At 65.6% G+C, this 16,170-nt stretch carries 8 protein-coding genes; 2 read left to right on the forward strand and 6 right to left on the reverse strand.

What is annotated here, in order from left to right; all coding sequences use genetic code 11:
* Window positions 1-51 precede the first annotated feature (51 nt).
* Window positions 52-1,035: an alpha/beta hydrolase family protein gene (locus ONR57_RS13100; RefSeq protein ID WP_265123950.1), complete on the forward strand. Its 984-nt coding sequence runs from the start codon at window positions 52-54 to the stop codon at window positions 1,033-1,035.
* Here the strand turns inward: ONR57_RS13100 and ONR57_RS23345 are convergent.
* The 6 genes from ONR57_RS23345 to ONR57_RS13130 all read right to left on the reverse strand — a co-directional run bounded on the left by ONR57_RS23345 (window position 1,007) and on the right by ONR57_RS13130 (window position 15,640).
* Window positions 1,007-2,176 carry a glycosyltransferase gene (locus ONR57_RS23345; RefSeq protein ID WP_265123951.1) on the reverse strand — a complete coding sequence of 390 codons (1,170 nt, stop codon included), beginning with the start codon at window positions 2,174-2,176 and terminating at the stop codon, window positions 1,007-1,009. The two genes, ONR57_RS13100 and ONR57_RS23345, sit on opposite strands and share 29 nt — an antisense overlap.
* Window positions 2,177-2,986, reverse strand: a complete 810-nt coding sequence (locus ONR57_RS13110) for an alpha/beta fold hydrolase (RefSeq protein WP_265123952.1) — start codon at window positions 2,984-2,986, stop codon at window positions 2,177-2,179.
* Entirely contained in the window at window positions 2,983-3,324 is a 342-nt protein-coding gene (locus ONR57_RS13115; RefSeq protein ID WP_265123953.1) for an acyl carrier protein, read from the reverse strand. The genes ONR57_RS13110 and ONR57_RS13115 overlap by 4 nt, the downstream gene beginning before the upstream one ends.
* Window positions 3,324-7,676, reverse strand: a complete 4,353-nt coding sequence (locus ONR57_RS23350) for a beta-ketoacyl synthase N-terminal-like domain-containing protein (RefSeq protein WP_265123954.1) — start codon at window positions 7,674-7,676, stop codon at window positions 3,324-3,326. The genes ONR57_RS13115 and ONR57_RS23350 overlap by 1 nt, the downstream gene beginning before the upstream one ends.
* Window positions 7,673-14,407: a type I polyketide synthase gene (locus tag ONR57_RS13125; RefSeq protein ID WP_265123955.1), complete on the reverse strand. Its 6,735-nt coding sequence runs from the start codon at window positions 14,405-14,407 to the stop codon at window positions 7,673-7,675. Before ONR57_RS13125 ends, ONR57_RS23350 begins: the two co-directional genes overlap by 4 nt.
* A gap of 321 nt (window positions 14,408-14,728) precedes the next feature.
* Window positions 14,729-15,640 carry a hypothetical protein gene (locus tag ONR57_RS13130; RefSeq protein WP_265123956.1) on the reverse strand — a complete coding sequence of 304 codons (912 nt, stop codon included), beginning with the start codon at window positions 15,638-15,640 and terminating at the stop codon, window positions 14,729-14,731.
* A gap of 155 nt (window positions 15,641-15,795) precedes the next feature.
* Between ONR57_RS13130 and ONR57_RS13135 the strand changes: the two genes are divergently transcribed.
* Complete coding sequence (locus tag ONR57_RS13135; RefSeq protein ID WP_265123957.1) at window positions 15,796-16,152, forward strand: metalloregulator ArsR/SmtB family transcription factor; 357 nt, start codon at window positions 15,796-15,798, stop codon at window positions 16,150-16,152.
* The last annotated feature ends 18 nt before the right edge of the window (window positions 16,153-16,170 follow it).

The raw sequence follows: 16,170 nt of genomic DNA on the forward strand, positions 1-16,170 counted from the left end.
AGCTACACTTGCTGAGTCTCAAATCACAGACTGTGTTTAAGTGAGGTCCCCGTGACATTGTGGTCACGTTTTCCCGCGCGGTCAGCTATTTTCGCGCCCATTGTGGCGCTGGCTGCGGTCACCATCCCGGTAACTTCCGCGACCGCCTCGCCACCGCCTGCCGCCGTTGCGCAGGTGGATCAGGTCTCGCCCACGCGGACCGACCTCATGGTTGATTCCCCGGCAATGCAGCGCACAATTCGCGTGCATGTCCTGCACCCCGCGCACTCGTCACCGCGTCCGACGTTCTATCTGCTCGACGGCAACGAAGCGACGTACGAGCAAAGCGACTGGATCGCGAAGACCGACATCACCGAGTTCGCTGCGACGAAGGACGTCAACATCGTTCTGCCGGCGGGTGGTGAGGGCAGCTACTACACCGACTGGCAGCAGCCCGACCCGGAGTTCGGCGTGTACAAGTGGGAAACGTTCCTCACTGAGGAACTTCCGCCGATTGTCGACAGCTATTTCCGCGGCAACGGCCGCAACGCGATCGGCGGCATCTCCATGGGCGGGCAGGCGGCGTTTACCCTCACTGCGCGCCATCCCGATCTGTATCGGGGGGTGGTTGCGATCAGTTCCTGCCCGCTCGTCGCGCCGGAGCCTTACCAGGACTCGGTGCGCGCCGGTATCGCGTACCGGGGCGGCGACGCGGACAACATGTGGGGGCCGAGGAACGCGGCTGGCTGGTTCGAGCACGACCCGGCACAGAATCTGGACGGGCTCCGCGGCAAACCGCTCTACCTTTATGCCGGGAGTGGCGCACCAGGCCGTCATGAACAGCATTTCGATGACGACACCCGCGCGACCATCGTGGTTGGCGGCCCGATCGAGGCGGCAGCACTGGCGTGTTCCACTGATTTCGCGGCACGCCTCGCGGCTGGCGGGATCACACCGACGCTGGATTTCCGTCCGTCGGGAACGCATTCGTGGCCGTACTGGCAGGACGCGATCCGTTCCGCGTGGCCTACCGTCGAAGCTGCTGTGGAGCAGTGACGAGTTCTTCCAGCACGTCCGCAGCCCTGCCCGCTCCCCCGGCTGCGCGAAATGATTGGCCGATGCGGGCAGCTGCCGCTAGGTAACCTGCGGCGGGGTCGAGCACAGCATCGATCCCGCCGATGATGTGCTCGGCAGTTGCGCGACGGAAGCGCAGCCGCACCCCAGCCCCGGCGTCGGCGACGTGCTGTGCCACCACCGGCTGATCGTCGCGGATCGGCGCTGTGACCAGCGGGACGCCGTTCCACAGCGCCTCGCACACGGTGTTGTGCCCCGCGTGGCACACCACCGCATCAATGAACGGCAGGAGCGCACGCTGCGGTACGAAGGGGCGTACAAGAACGTTCGCTGGTACCTCACCCACCGCGCTATCGGGGTCGACGAGGACCGCACGGAACCGGTCTGCGTTCGCTCCGATCGCAGCTGCGGCTTTACGCAGGAACTCCGCACCGGTTGTGCCGTTTACAGTCCCCATGCTGATCAGCACAGTGTGCGCGCCGGTATCGAGAAACTCCCACGGGAAGTCAGTCTCAATGCTGTCGCGTAGCGCGGGGCCGACCATCCAAACCCGTTCGGCAGCGATGGCTGGCCGCCCGGCGAGGTCCTCCGTGGTAAACGCGAGAATGCCGTGTGGGGAGAAACGCGGGTCGCTGTCGCCGGCTGGATCCCCGATTTCGCTTCGCAGCCCTGCCAGCACCGAGTCGATCCAAGCTTTGACTTTCGGCATGCCTCCGAGCGGGTCGGACAGCTCCGTCGACGTCGTCGCGGACGTCACCCACGGGATTCCCTCCCGCTCCGCCACCAGGCCGCCAGCGAATGCTTGCTGGTCCGCAACCACGACGTCCGGCGAGAACTCTCGCACCGCTTTCGTAACGAAAGGTTCCATGGCCCGCGCGAGCGGCACCAGGAACCGTTCGATCAGAAACTGCAGCGCCGCAGGTCCCGTGAGGTCCCCGCGCTCGCCGGACGGTTCAGCGTCGTAATCGAAAACACGTGCTTGCTGATCGCCAAGCGCCCGGATCAAACGTTCAGGCCCCGACCACGCGACGTCGTGTCCGCGCTCGCGCAGTTCCGCGGCGACCGTGAGCGCCGGGTTGATGTGCCCGACGAGCGGCGGCACGACGAACAGAAACCGGCTCACTCAGGCGCCGATCTTGCCCGCGTCACGCAGCGTCGCCTGATGCCCGCCGAACAGCCAGTCCGCAACCATCGTCCGGGTCAGCGCGGGCTTTTCGACGAGCACTGAATGCCCCATGCCGTCGAGGATCTGCACGTCAAACGCAGGGAGCTTCGCGCGAAGCAGGTCAACCTGGTACGACAGCCCCGTCTGGGTGCCGAAAACGCCGAGCACGGGACACGTGACGTCAGCGAGGTCTTCGCTGATCAGAGCACTGCTGGGGATGTCGTCGACGATCGTGGTCGACTGCAGGATCTTGTACGCCGCTTTGGACAGCCGCGCGGGGTGTGACCCATACGTTTCGGCGATGTAGTCGAACGCGTCAGGCTTGCCGAGCCGCTGCACCGCATCGGTGAGGCCTTCACGGATGTGGATCGCCCATTGGCGGACGGGCGGTTCCGCTTCCATGAACAGAATGCTCGCGGTCCGCTCCGGGTGAGCGGCAGCGAAACCGAAGGCGATCGTGCCGCCGAACGAGTTGCCGACCAGGTGGACCGGGTGGTTGATGCCAAGTTCGTCGAGCATTCCGCGCAGATCGTCCACGAACTGTTCGAGTTTGTAACCACTCGCGGGCCGTGAGCTGCGCCCATGCCCGCGAAGGTCGTACATCACCACGTCGATGCCAAGTTCGGCGAGCGCCGGGCCGACCGTGAAGTAGTAGCTCGCGAGGCTGTCATATAGCAGACCGTGCAGCAGCACGACCGTCATGGAGGCGTCAGCGGGCCCCATGCGCTGCACGTGGACGTCGAGGTCACCAACTTTAAGCGTGGTCATGGTTGTTCCCCGACGGCCGGGGCCGGGGCGTTGAGGCTGTCGACGACGAAGTCCACGAGCTGCCCTACGGTGACGTGCATGATCTGCTCGAGTTCCATCCCCGCGATGAACTGCGCGAAGTTCACTTGCTCGCCCCACCGTTCGCGCAACTGCCCGGAGAGCGCCACGAGGTCGATGCTTTCCATTTCCAGGTCGTCGTGGAACTCCGTGCCGCGGGTGATCTCGTTCGGGTCGACGTCGAACACCTCAAGCATGTCGGCCAGCATCGACGTAATCGCGTCGAACACCTCGGATTCATCGACGGTGCCGGAGTCGTTGCGCACCGGGTTTTCGCTCATCAGTTCTCTGTCTCCTCGTCGGTGTGGCCCGTCCAGGCCACAACATACCTGCGTGACGGCAGCGAAGGCGGGTTCTCGGTGACGACCGTCGAGACCTCGAATACGTCGCCAGCGGCTGCCACGGACAGTCGCGCGCCGCTACCGGCACCAGGATGGACCGCCACGATCTCGAATCGTTTCGGTTCACCTTGCAGCCCAGTGCCCAGCCGCTTTGCTACCGCTTCCTTCGCGGTCCACAGCCGCGTGAACCACAGGGCACGCTCGCCGGACAAATCATCAAGCAGAGTCTTTTCGGCCGCGGTGAGTGCGGCGAGCTCGGCGGCGGCGTCTCTGACGCGAATCTCTTCGGCGTCGATTCCGCACGCGCCGTCGCGAGCGATCGCCACTCCGATTTCGGCACAGTGCGCGAGAGACACAGTGAGGTGCGGCAGCACTCGTCGATGGCGTCCGCGAACGAAGGGCACACCCGAGGCGGCGTTACCGATTTCGAGTTCCTGCGGATAAATGCCGCCCGGCTGGGTCTGCCAGAGATACTGCCGGACAGCGTCTTTCGCGGCGATGCGGCCCAGCAGCCATTGGCGCCGGCGCCGCGGCGGGATCGCGGCGTACTGTTCCCTTTCACTGCGGCCGAGCATTTTCCGCGCGACGAGTTCGCGGGTGGCGAGGTCTGGCCACATCTCTGTCACCTCCGCCCACCCTTCGGGCCGCAGCGTCGAGAGCGCGTGCTCCTCAGGTGCGCAGTCGGTGGCCCTGATGACCGGGTTGGAATCGAAGCGGCGATCCTGCCAGCCCGTTATTTGTGCCCACACCTGGCCGTGGACAGCGAGTTGCACGTCCGCGGTGATGAACTGGTCGTTGAGTTCGCGGATGACGACGGTGCAGTCCACCGCGGTGCCAGGAGTGGGATGGTCGCCGAAGAACTCGATGCGTCCCATCCCCACGGGAAACACAGTGGACCGCTCGGTGACGGTCGACTGGACCCAGTAGCCAAGGAGTTGGCCCGCGTTGTCGAGCAGTGCGCCCGGTGCGGCCGGGGTGGTGAGCACCCCGCGGACGTGCCGGGCACCGATCGCGGTGAGTTCGGTGACGCCCTGGAATTGGGGTCCGTGGAACATCCACCGCCGCGAATACAGTTCGGAGGCTTTGTCTTTAGGCACGTGCTCACGCTCGAACCGCCAGGACGCGGGCCGCCGCACGGGATAGGCCGGAGCGACGGTGACACGGGCACGCGCGTGGCCCTGAATCGTCACAGCCACAGTGCCGTCAGCCGACGGGACGGCCGTGACGGGCACCGTGACGGACGGGATGACTGGCAGCCACTTGTCGAAGCGAACATCAGTGAGCGTCATCGCGACTCGGCCTGGGGCCGCCTGCCGAGCGAACCCCGTCATGTGGTCAACGAGCGTGGTGGCTGGGACCACTGGCCACCGTTCTTCATGATCCGGCCAGTCCGGCGGAAGTTTGAAGAAGCTGTGGTCGATCAGATACGGCATCGCCCGCAGCGACACATCGAGTGACGTCTCGAGCGACGTGATCGGTGCGATTATGGGTGTGCTGGACCGTGGCGCGGCCGCTGCCGCCATCAGTTCCCGCGCGGCACGCTGCGTGTCCTCCACGAGCGCGGCGAACTCAGTGCCCCACGCGGTTGTGGGCATCTCCTGCGCAGCAGCGGTTTTCACCACCACCCGCTGATCCTGTGGGATGCTGATGAGCGAACCACTGAGATCGATGCGCACCTGCTGTCCCGCACGCACTGGAGCACCGCCTGACTGGTAGCCCTCAACCCACAGCGCGGCGCGGACGCGATCGAGTTGCTCCGCCGCCCCGGCTTTGGGGGCGTGCGCAGGAATCGCGAGATGGTCGCGGCCCTGCAGAATGTCGCCAATCAAGGCACTGACTTGTCCGGTGCCCATTTGGATGAACGCCGCGAACCCCGCGCCGTGCATGTTCGTGATCAGTTCGCGGAACCGCACCGTTTCGACGAGGTGCCGGATGTAGATCCGTCGGATCGTGGCGGGGTCCGCAGGGAAAGGCGCCATCGTGGTCGCTGACCAGACAGGTGTTTTCGCCGGATGCACGCTGAGTGATTCGAAGTCCCGGACGATCGGGCCGAGGAACGGGGCGAGCATCGGCGTGTGGAATCCAGACTGGAACGGCAGCACCTGGCTGATCACCCCGTCAGCCCGGAACCGCTCCACTACGGTGGCGATCGCGTCAGCCGGACCGCAGACGATGGACTGATTCGGTGCATTGTCGTGCGAGAGCACTACCTCCGGCCATTCGGTAATCGCTTGTGCCACATGGGGTGCGGATGCGCCGATCACAGCGAACTCCACGCCCGGCACCGTGACGGAACTCGGGTCGAACTGGTCAAGGAACGCGTCGATCTCAGTGTGGCTGAAAATCCCGCCCTCGGTCATGGCGGACCATTCACCGACGCTGTGCCCAGCGAACCCGTCTGCCCGCACACCCAAACGGGTCAGCGCGCGGTGCAAGATGCGGCCCAGCTGGAAAACCGCTGCGCCGTGGCTGCCGACGTGACCGGCGCCGACAGCCAAGTCACTGACACTCGAGATGCCCAGTTCGGTTGCGAGCGAACCGATATCAGGCGCGAATTCCGCTTCGAGACCGGGAAATACCATCGCGATTTTGCCGCCACCAGGTTCAAGCAGCGGCGTGGGCGTGAACCACATGTTCGACCTGCCGCGCCACGGAACACCACGCGCGACGGCCTTGCGCGCCAGCGCAAGGCGCTTGGGTGTGGGGTCGGCTATGGCAATGCGCACCCTGCCGTCGCCGATGTCATGCTGACGAAGGAGCGAATCCGGTTGGGCGAGAAGCTCCGCCAGGTCGCTCACCGTGCCGGCGGCGAGGCGAACGAGCGCGGCGGGCTCAGTGACCGTGATCGGCGCGGCGCGAATGAGCGACTCTTCGAGGATCACGTGCGCGTTGATGCCACCGAACCCGAATGCGTTCACCCCGGCGCGCCGTGCTGACTGGCCACCTGCCAGTTCCCATGGTTGTGCCGATTCGATTGGAGCGAAACGTGTTTCGCTCAGCGTTGGATGCGGTTCGGCGCAATGCAGGGTCGGGAGCAGGGTCCGGTGGTGGACTGCCAGCGCCGCCTTGATGAGGCCTGCCGCCCCGGCTGCGGGCATGGTGTGGCCGATCATCGATTTGACGGTGCCGATGACGGGGCGTGCCTCGTCGGGGCGGTGCGGACCGAACACTTCAAGCAGGGTTTTCAGTTCGGCCCCATCGCCCGCGACAGTGCCGGTGCCGTGGGCTTCGAGAAGACCAATCGACCCGGGTGCACGCGGATCGAGCCCCGCGGCTGACCACGCTTGCGACACCGCCTGGACCTGACCCGACGGGTCGGGATTGAACAGACTGGCGGTCCGTCCGTCGCTGGCGACACCGGTGCCCGCGATAACCGCGTACACCCGGTCGCCGGCACGTTCAGCGTCGGCGAGCCGCTTGAGGACGACAATCCCCGTACCCTCCCCGATCAGCACCCCATCGGCGCGGCGGTCAAACGGCCGGATCTGCTGAGACGCGGAGAGCGCACCGAGCTGGCTGAAGACACTCCACAGGGTGACGTCGTGACAGTGATGCACCCCGCCGGCGAGCATGAGGTCGCAGCGTCCGCTGAGCAGCGCCGATACCGCCTGATCGACGGCGACGAGCGAGGACGCGCACGCCGCGTCGACCGTGTAGGCGGGGCCGCGCAAATCCAGCCGATTCGCGATCCGTGACGCTGACAGGTTCGGTACCAGGCCGATCGCGCCGTCCGCGTTGGGTGGCCGCAACTGCGCCTGAAACGCGTCCTTCACCTGCTCTAGTACGCCGGGATCAATGCCGGGAACCACTTCGGTGAGCGTGCGCACCAACTGGGTCGCGGTGCGCACCTGCTGGTCTAGCCGGGCGAGACCGGGCGTCAAGTATCCGCCACGTCCCAGGACCACACCGATGCGTGCGCGATCCGCCGGCAACACCGCTGAGCCGCCCGCATCGTCAATCGCTTCCGCCGCGACCTTCAGCGCGATCAGCTGGTCGGGGTCAATGTCGCCGACCGAGTTCGGCATGATGCCGAACCGGGCGGGATCGATGTCGGCTTCGACGAATCCGCCGCGGCGGCAGTAGAACTTGTCGGCTCGCTTCTGGGTGCGGGCCGCCGGATCGTAGAACTCTCCGTCCCAGCGGTGCGCAGGCACATCCGTCACACTGTCGACCCCCTCCGACAGGTTCTTCCAATACTCGTCGAGGTTGTTCGCACCAGGGAAAAGCGCACCCATCCCCACGATCGCGACTTTGTCACCGCCGCGGTCGCGCCCTGTCGCGGACGCGGTCACCACCCGGACGCCGTGTACACGACCGCGTTCGCTGACTCGTCACCCCAGGCGAGTTCCCGAAGCAGACTGGCCGTTCCCTCCTCAGGATCGATCAGCGCGACCCCGCGCTTCGCGTACGACCGCATGAGTTCGGGGGTGACCATGCCGTTGTTCTCCCCCGTCGGCGCCCACGGGCCCCAATGCACGGTGAGTCCGCGACGCTTCCCCGCGACCGACCAGTTGCGGCCGAGTGCTTCGAGTTCGTCGTTCGCAGCGGCGTAGTCGGCCTGCCCGCGGTTGCCCAGCACAGCGGCGATACTGCCGAAGAACACCATGAAGCGCGGGCCGTTCGAAAGGCCCTCGGCGGTGGCGATGAGATGCCGGGCACCGGCGACCTTGGTCGTGTACACCCGGGCGAACGATTCCGGCGCTTTCTCCGCGATCAGTTTGTCCTCGATCACGCCCGCGGCGTACACGATGCCATCGAGGCGGCCATGTTCAGCATGCAAACTGTGCACAAGGTTCGTGACTGACTCAGGGTCGCGGATGTCGGCTGACCGGTATCGCACAGTGGCACCGAGTTCACGGAGGCGCTCTAGTGTGCCCCGCACTTCACGCTCAGCCAGCGTGCGGCTGACAGCGGACTCGATTTCGGCGGGTGTGCGCAACCCCATCTCGATCAGCGCGGCCCGGATATCAGACGCTGACGACGCGGCCGCGATCCGCGGATCCTCCGCCTCCAGCGACAGTGGCGTACGTCCGACGAGTTCGATGTGGCACCGGCTCGCACCAGCCAGTGTTGCGGCGAAACGCGCCGTGATGCCACGCGCGCCGCCAACCATTAAGACGACCGAATCCTGGTCGAGACCGAGCGCAGCGGCTTCTGCCATGCCGACGCCACTCGGCCCCGCGCCGGCCATCGCGGCGGCGCCGAGATCCGCTGACTCCAACGCCAGCCCGGACCGTTCACCGTTGTCGAGCAGCACGACCGGTTCGCCCGGCGCAGCTGCTGTTTCCGCGGCCAGCGCGGCCGCGAACCGGTGCACATCGAGATCGTTCGATTCAACGACGCTGGCATGCAAGTCCGGGTATTCGCGGCTCACTGTGCGGAAGAAGCCGCGCAATCCTTCGCCGGGGCCTGCGGCGAGGAGCCAGCGTGGTGACGCGGCGATCAGTTCACGCAGAATCGGGAACGCGTCCGGAAGCGACGGCGCGTCATCGCGGTCTTGACTACCGAGGTAGAACACCCCGTCAGCGTGCACGTCCATGGCGGCCCGGATGGCGGTGAAACTGGGCGCGGCGATGATTGGTGTCGCGTCGAGCGCGTGCAGCTGGTTCTTCAGCGCTTCGGCGAGCGGTCCGCCACCGATGACGAGAACCCGCAACCCAGCGAGCTGCGGTGCCGACTCGATGGGCGTTATCGGGACGGGGCGCATGAGAAGCCGCTGCGGCGCGATGACGGTGGCCGCGTCAGAAGCAGGGCTGGCGGGGTCACTGATCACTGCCGGTGTCGCCGCCGCCCCGAGCTTGCTCGCGAGCAGTTCCGCGATCGCTGCTGCGGTGCGCGCCTTCGACACTTCCTCGATCTCGCTGTCGTCAGCGGTGTCGAGCCCCAGTTCGGCCGCCAGTTCGCCGGCGATCTCAGCGCGTTTGATCGAGTCGACGCTGAGGTCCGCTTCGAGGTCGAGGTCGGGTTCGATCATGTCGACCGGGTAGCCGGTGCGGCGGCCAATCACCTCGTATACCCGCGACAACACCGACTTTTCGGTGTGCGCAGGGTGCTGCGTTTCGGCGGGTTCCCCAGTTTCGGCGGGCTCCGGCTCGAATGTCACCTGCGCAGGTTGCGGTGCGTTGATGATCGGCGCAGACGAAGGAACGTTCGCGCCCGCGCCGAGGTAGCCGAGCAGAACGTCGCGCTGTGCCGCCACCATTTCGCGACTGGTGCGCAAGAACTCACTGATCAGCGCTTCCGCGCCCGGCGAAGGTGGTGGGGTCGTACTCATGGCAGGCGTCAATCTCACTTGGGTCGCAGGTGCAAGCGCACCCTGGGGGATGGAACCATCAGCAGTCCGGACGAGATGACCATCAACTGTCCAGCCGGGCCGCTTGATTGTGACAGCTGGATCAGGGATCACCGCGTCCCGGCCGTCGAACAGCCAGCTCGTGCGCTGATCGACACCCGCCGCGGCAAGCTGAGCCAGCGCGGTCAACAGCCCCGCAAGGCCAGACGACCGCCCGTCATCGAGTGCCACAGCCGCGTGCTGCTTGCCGGCGAGGATCGAGTTCGTCAGCTTGGTGAGCACCGCTCCCGGCCCGACTTCGATAAACACGCGGGCGCCCGCGTCATACATGGCGCTCACTTGTTCACGGAAGCGGACCGGAGCGCTGATTTGCTGGGCCAGACCGTCACGTACCGCGGAACGGCTGTCGGGATAAACGGCGGCAGTGGTGTTCGAGTAGACGGGCAGTTCAGCCGGATACAGCGGGGTTTCCGCGAGCCGCTGCGCGAACAGTTCGGTGGCTGCAGCGACGACGGGGCTGTGGAACGCGCATGCGACGTTGATGCGTTTCACGGACAGGCCTGCCGCTTTAAGCGCATCAGCGGCGGCCGCGACAGCCGGGGTAGGTCCGGAAATCACGTTCTGCTTCGGCGCGTTCTCGTTCGCGATGACGACGTCGCGGCCGAGTCCTGCCGCATTCAGGACGTCGGATATGCCCTGCGTCGTTGCGGACACTGCCGCCATCGCACCCTGGTCGGTGAGGTCACCGGCGGCACGGACGATCGCCTCGGCGCGGGCGGCACTGAGTTCGAGCAGTGTGTCGGGATCGAGCACGCCGGCAGCGGCGAGGGCGGCGAGTTCCCCGTAACTGTGGCCGCCGACCATGTCGGGAACGATCCCCGCGTCACGCAGCAGATCATGAAACGCCATTTCGACGATCCCCAGCGCGGGCTGGGCCACCCTGGTGTCGGTGATCGCGGCGCGATGACGTTCTGCTGCCGCTTTGCTGAACGCGGCGGCTGGATAGAGGGCGTGCGCATACGCCGCACCGCGCTGCACATGGTGCTGCACGTGCGGGAATGCGACAAGCAGACCGGCGCCCATCCGCGGGCGCTGACTACCCTGGCCCGGGAACAAGAACGCGACTTTCCCGCCGCCTTCGGCCACGGCGTCGCGCACGAACACACCCTTCACCGCGTCCTGGGTCTCCGACGTGATCGACGTCAATATGTCGCGAAGCTCATCGGTGTGCATGGCGACGAACGCGATCCACACCGGCTCGCCACGGCTCGCCGCAGCATCGGAGGTGCGGGCCGCCGCGTACGCCCAATCGCGCAGCGTCCACCCGCCACCGGTGGTAGCGGCGAGGCCGATCCGGCTGAGGAACTCCCGTGCCTCACCCAGCGCGGCGTTTTCTGTCGCACCACGGAACGTGAATAGCTCAACCGGCCAGTCGTTGAAAGTGTGTGCGGGCGGCAGCGTCGCGTCGTGGCCGCTCAGCACGGCATGGAAGTTCGTGCCGCCAAAACCGAACGCGCTGACGCCTGCGATTCGTTCCCCAGGCGCCTTCTCCCAGGGCAGTGGCTCAGCTGTGAAGGCGAACGGATTGTGGTCTTCCTGCCACGCCGGATTGGGCGTGCGGACATGCAGTGTCGGTGGCTTCACACCCGTGTAGATCGACAGGGCAACCTTGATGAGCCCGGCTAGTCCCGCAGCGCATTTCGTATGTCCGATTTGGGATTTCACTGATCCAAGCGTGACTTGGCCAGCACGCACGCCCGCGTCAGAAAACAGTGCTGTCAGGGTGGCCAGTTCGGTGCGGTCGCCAACGACCGTGCCGGTGCCGTGTGCCTCGACGACACCCACCGCGGCGGGCGAAAGGTTCGCGTTGCGGTAGGCGCGTTCAAGGGCGGCGCGCTGGCCTTCGGGCCGTGGCGCAGTCAGCCCGAGCGACTTTCCGTCGCTGGCGCTCCCCACCCCCTTGATGACCGCGTACACCCGGTCGCCGTCACGCTCCGCGTCGGAAAGCCTCTTTAGCACCACGCAACCCGCGCCCTCACCGAGCGCGATGCCGTCGGCGGCACTGTCGAACGTCGCGGAACGGCCCGTGGGTGAGAGCGCGTGCACGGACGCGAACATCAGGTAATCATTGATGCCGTTGTGCAAGTCGATGCCGCCGCACAGCACCATCTCCGCCGATCCGGACACCAGTTCCTTGCACGCCGCGTCAAGCGCGGCCAGCGACGATGCGCACGCTGCGTCAACCGTGTAGTTGGCGCCGCCGAGGTTCAGGCGGTTCGCGATGCGGCCGCTAATGACGTTCGCGAGCACCCCGGGAAATGAATCCTCGGTGAGCTTCGGCAATTGCGCGTCGAGTTCAGTGGGCAGTTCACCGAGGTATGAGGGAAGAACGTTGCGCAGCACCCCGGCGTTGGAGAGGTCGCTGCCCGACTCAGCACCGAAAATCACGGCGGTGCGCTGCCGGTCGAAGGGGCGATCGTCATATCCGGCGTCACGCAGTGCGCGGTCGGCGATTTCGAGAGCGAGCAGCTGGGTCGGTTCGATGCTGGCGAGCGAAGCGGGCGGAATGCCGAAGCGCAGCGGGTCAAACGGAATTGGCGGGAGGAAACCGCCCCACTTGGACGGTGTCTTGCCCGCCTCGCTGCCGGGGCTGTAGTACAGCTCCGGATCCCACCGGTCAGCAGGCACCTCGGTCACCGCGTCAACACCGGCGAGGATGTTGGACCAGAACGCGGACAGCGTCGGTGCCTGCGGGAACATTGCCGCCATCCCGACGATCGCGATGTCGAGCGGCGCGGGCTGCGGCTCCTCGGCAGGGCGCAACCCGAGTGCATGGGTCAGATCGCTGCTTCGGTCGTGGTACCACTGCGCTGCTCCGGTCGTCATGGCGTCGTGGACATCCGCGATACTGACGACACGGTCTCGAAGCAGCGCCACGTCACCGGCCATGTACATGCCATCGCGACGCTGCCGGTCCGCACCTACCGTGACGAGGGCGTCACCGTCGCGGTCGAGACCTTTGCTCGCCACTCGAAGACGGCCGATGTTGAACTGTTCGAGGGTCTCCCACCGCTCGCGGTCGGGCACCCCTTGAGTCGTGAGTTTGTCACGCAGGCCGGCGAACTGCTGCGCGAACTCACTGTCGACGCAGCGTGTCGCGTGGCCGGGAGCAGTTTCCAGCAGCACCGTGTGCGTCGCAGCCACAACCTGCTGCTGAAAACCCGGCACGATCGCGCCACAGGTGACAGCTTCCGCGGTGAAAAGGTACGCCGTACCAGCAAGCAAACCAGTTTTCACGCCCGCAGCGGTGAGTGGATGCGCGAGCGCTGCGACCATCGCCGCAGAACGCTCGTCGTGAATACCCCCGGCGAAAAACACCTGCAGCTCCGCGGCGGCGGACGGATTGTTCTGCAGGAATGACTGCAACTCATCGAGCTGTGCCTGCCACAGCGGGAAACTGTGCCGCGGGCCAACATGACCACCACATTCCGCACCTTCGAAAATGAACTTGCGCGCACCCGCCCCAAGGAACTGGCGCAACAACCCCGGCGACGGAACGTGCAGGAACGTGCTGATGCCTTCGGCTTCTAACCGTGATGCTTGCGCGGGCCGGCCGCCAGCAATAATCGCGTGCGTCGGACGTGTCGCGAGCACCGCCTCGAGTTGTTCCTCCCGCAGCTGCGGGTCCGCGAAACCGAGGATTCCGACACCCCACGGCCGGTCCCCCGCCAGCTGCTTCGTCTCGTCGAGGATTTCACGCGAACGCGCCCCCGAGTTCACGGCGAGCGCGATAAAGGGCACCGCACCTGCGGCGGCGACCGCATGCGCGAACTGTGGCTGATCACTGACCCGCGTCATCGGCCCCTGCGCGAGCGGCAGCGCCGTGCCCAGCGCATCAGCAAGCGGAGATGCTGCCGCAAGCATGCTTGCGGCCGCGCCGGGTGCCGTGACGGAGGAGGTGATCGCGTCGCGCACTGCCCGGACCGCGGCCGCCACAGAACCGAAGCGGGTTTCGAAGGTGCGGGCGAGGTAACCGTCCTCACCGACCGGAAGCTCCACGCGGCCGCCGCGTGCCATCCGGCCGACTGTCCGCCGCCCGCCCTCGACGGCCGATTCCGAGCCGTCAATACCCGCAAGGATGGCGCGCACATCCCCCGGCACCACAGATTCCTGGAGCAGTGCGAGTTGAACGTCGAGGACGACTCCACGCGCACCGCCGATGACCGCTGCCGCGGCGGTGTCCGGCCCGATTCCACCGGCAAGCCACACCGGCCGCGTCCAGGTTTCGTCTGCCGCAAGCTGCTGCAGCAAGACGAAACTACTGAGATCTCCGACGGTCCCGCCGGACTCGCATCCGCGCACGATAACGCCGTCGGCACCGGCGTCGCGTGCAGCACGTGCCTGCTCCTGTGACGTCACTTCGGCCAGAATCCTGCGTCCGCGAAACTCGCTGGCACGGCTGATCGCGTCGACGGTAAGGACAACGAAGGTCGCTTCGCTGGGAAGTTCAGACACACCGATCGCGCAGTCAGCGCTGAGGCGAACACCAAACCCGCTGGATGCCATTCGCGCCGCGCGGGCGAGTTCGCGCCGGGCACCAGAACGCCCGTCAGCGAGGTCGAGAACACCCTGCGCACCGCTATGGGTTGCGGCTGCGACCAACTTTGCGTTCGGGTACCCCAGCGGCCCTACGGCCAGAACGAGGTCGCGGACGGCGTCGGCGATTTGCATACATGGCCTTCAGGATCGTGGGTCTGGGCGCCCAGAGTGACTGTGGAACGACAAGAGCTTAGCCAAGAGTACGTTACAAATTGGGGTTGTTGGCCAAGTACATTTTGAACATTTGGTTGACATCGTTTCGCTTTGTCACTTTGCTCCCAAACTGGGCAAAATACCGAGGTCAGCGCGGTTTATTCGGGCGTGTGAGCGCCATTTGCGAGCGCGGGTTAAGGTCACTCAGATTTAACAGGAGTGTGCTCGTGTCACTGCCAGGTCTGGTCATGTTGTTTTGGGTGTTTAGCACTGTGCTAAACACCCAAAACAACCACACCACTACTTGTCGACCCGGTCTTCCGTGTCCGACCGCACTGCCGACACAAGCAGCCGCGCGACAAGCACCGCAGCGAGCAAAACCACAACAACGACACCAACATCTCCGCTCGGTATTTCGCGGAACGGCAGCGAGGCGAGCGCAGCGAGCGCAAATCCTAGCGTCACGCGTCCCAGCACGTCACTGCTCACCCACCGCACCGGCGGTGTAGCTCCGCCAAGGAACGTCGCCGCGATTAAGAGCAGAAGTGACGACGCCTGCCACATCGACGCGACGGCCACAAAGGAAAGATCGAAGAACTCGATCATCATCTCCGTGTCGCCCAGTGTTGCCGCAACCAGGGCGAGAACGGCCAGCCGGTTTGCGGTCCGCTTCCCCTTTGCCTGGGCAAACCACACGATCGGCGCGAACGCCAGGCCCACGAATTGGACCACAACGGCGAGGAAACCCATCAGCCCGATGAGGGAGTCGACTTCGCCGTCGGCGTCACCGAGGATTTCGTCGATATCCCACAGCACGCCGAGCGCGAGCGCACACCCCGTGATAGCAATCAGATCCATACCCGCAGGGACGAGTTGTGAAGCCACCGGCTTCAACGCTAGCCCGACGATGCCGAGCACGGTAAAGATCGTGGCCAGGTTAAACGAGACCGCAGACACCCAGTCCGGTGAATCGACCCATCTTTCGGCATCGAACGCGATCACCATGTTGCCAAGGCCATTAAGCAACTGCCCCAGCGCGATGAGCTGCCACGGCGCGCGCGCTCCGGGAGTGAGCGACTGCGATGCAAAAGCACAGGCCATAGCCGCGGCAAGCCCTGACCCAACGAGCAGCCAGCCGATGGTCGCCTCGGCGGCGAAACCGACGACGAGCACAATCACGCTCACCGTTATGGCAGTCGCCTGCCGCGTCATCTGCAACCTCGCTTAGTTCGTTTTCCGCGGCACGTCTGCGCGCAGTCCGTCCGTCAGGTTATCGGGAGTGCGCGCGCGGCAGAAACTCACATGGTGTTCGCTAAGTCCGGATCAGGCCCTTGACTTCCTGCCCACATGCGCTAATCTACAACCAAATGGTTGTACATAATGATCCACGCGCTATCGAGCTATCCGACGACGAGGTTGACCGAATCTTCCGGGCACTCGCCGACGCGACCCGCCGGGACATCCTGCACCGCACGCTCACCAGTGACGCATCGGTCTCCCAGCTGGCCGCCCTGTATGACATGTCCTTCGCGGCAGTGCAAAAGCACGTCGCCGTGCTGGAGGGAGCCGGACTCGTGACGAAACATCCCCACGGTCGCGAGCGCCAAGTCCGCGGCAACCCCGAAATGATCCGGCGAGCACAAGCCTTGCTGGACCGCTACGAGCAAATCTGGCGCGGCCGCATCGACCGGCTCGATGCGCTCCTCGCCGAAGACGACCACTGAACTACTGGAAAGGGCCAC

Source organism: Hoyosella sp. YIM 151337 (genome assembly GCF_026041215.1).
Lineage (GTDB): Bacteria > Actinomycetota > Actinomycetes > Mycobacteriales > Mycobacteriaceae > Hoyosella.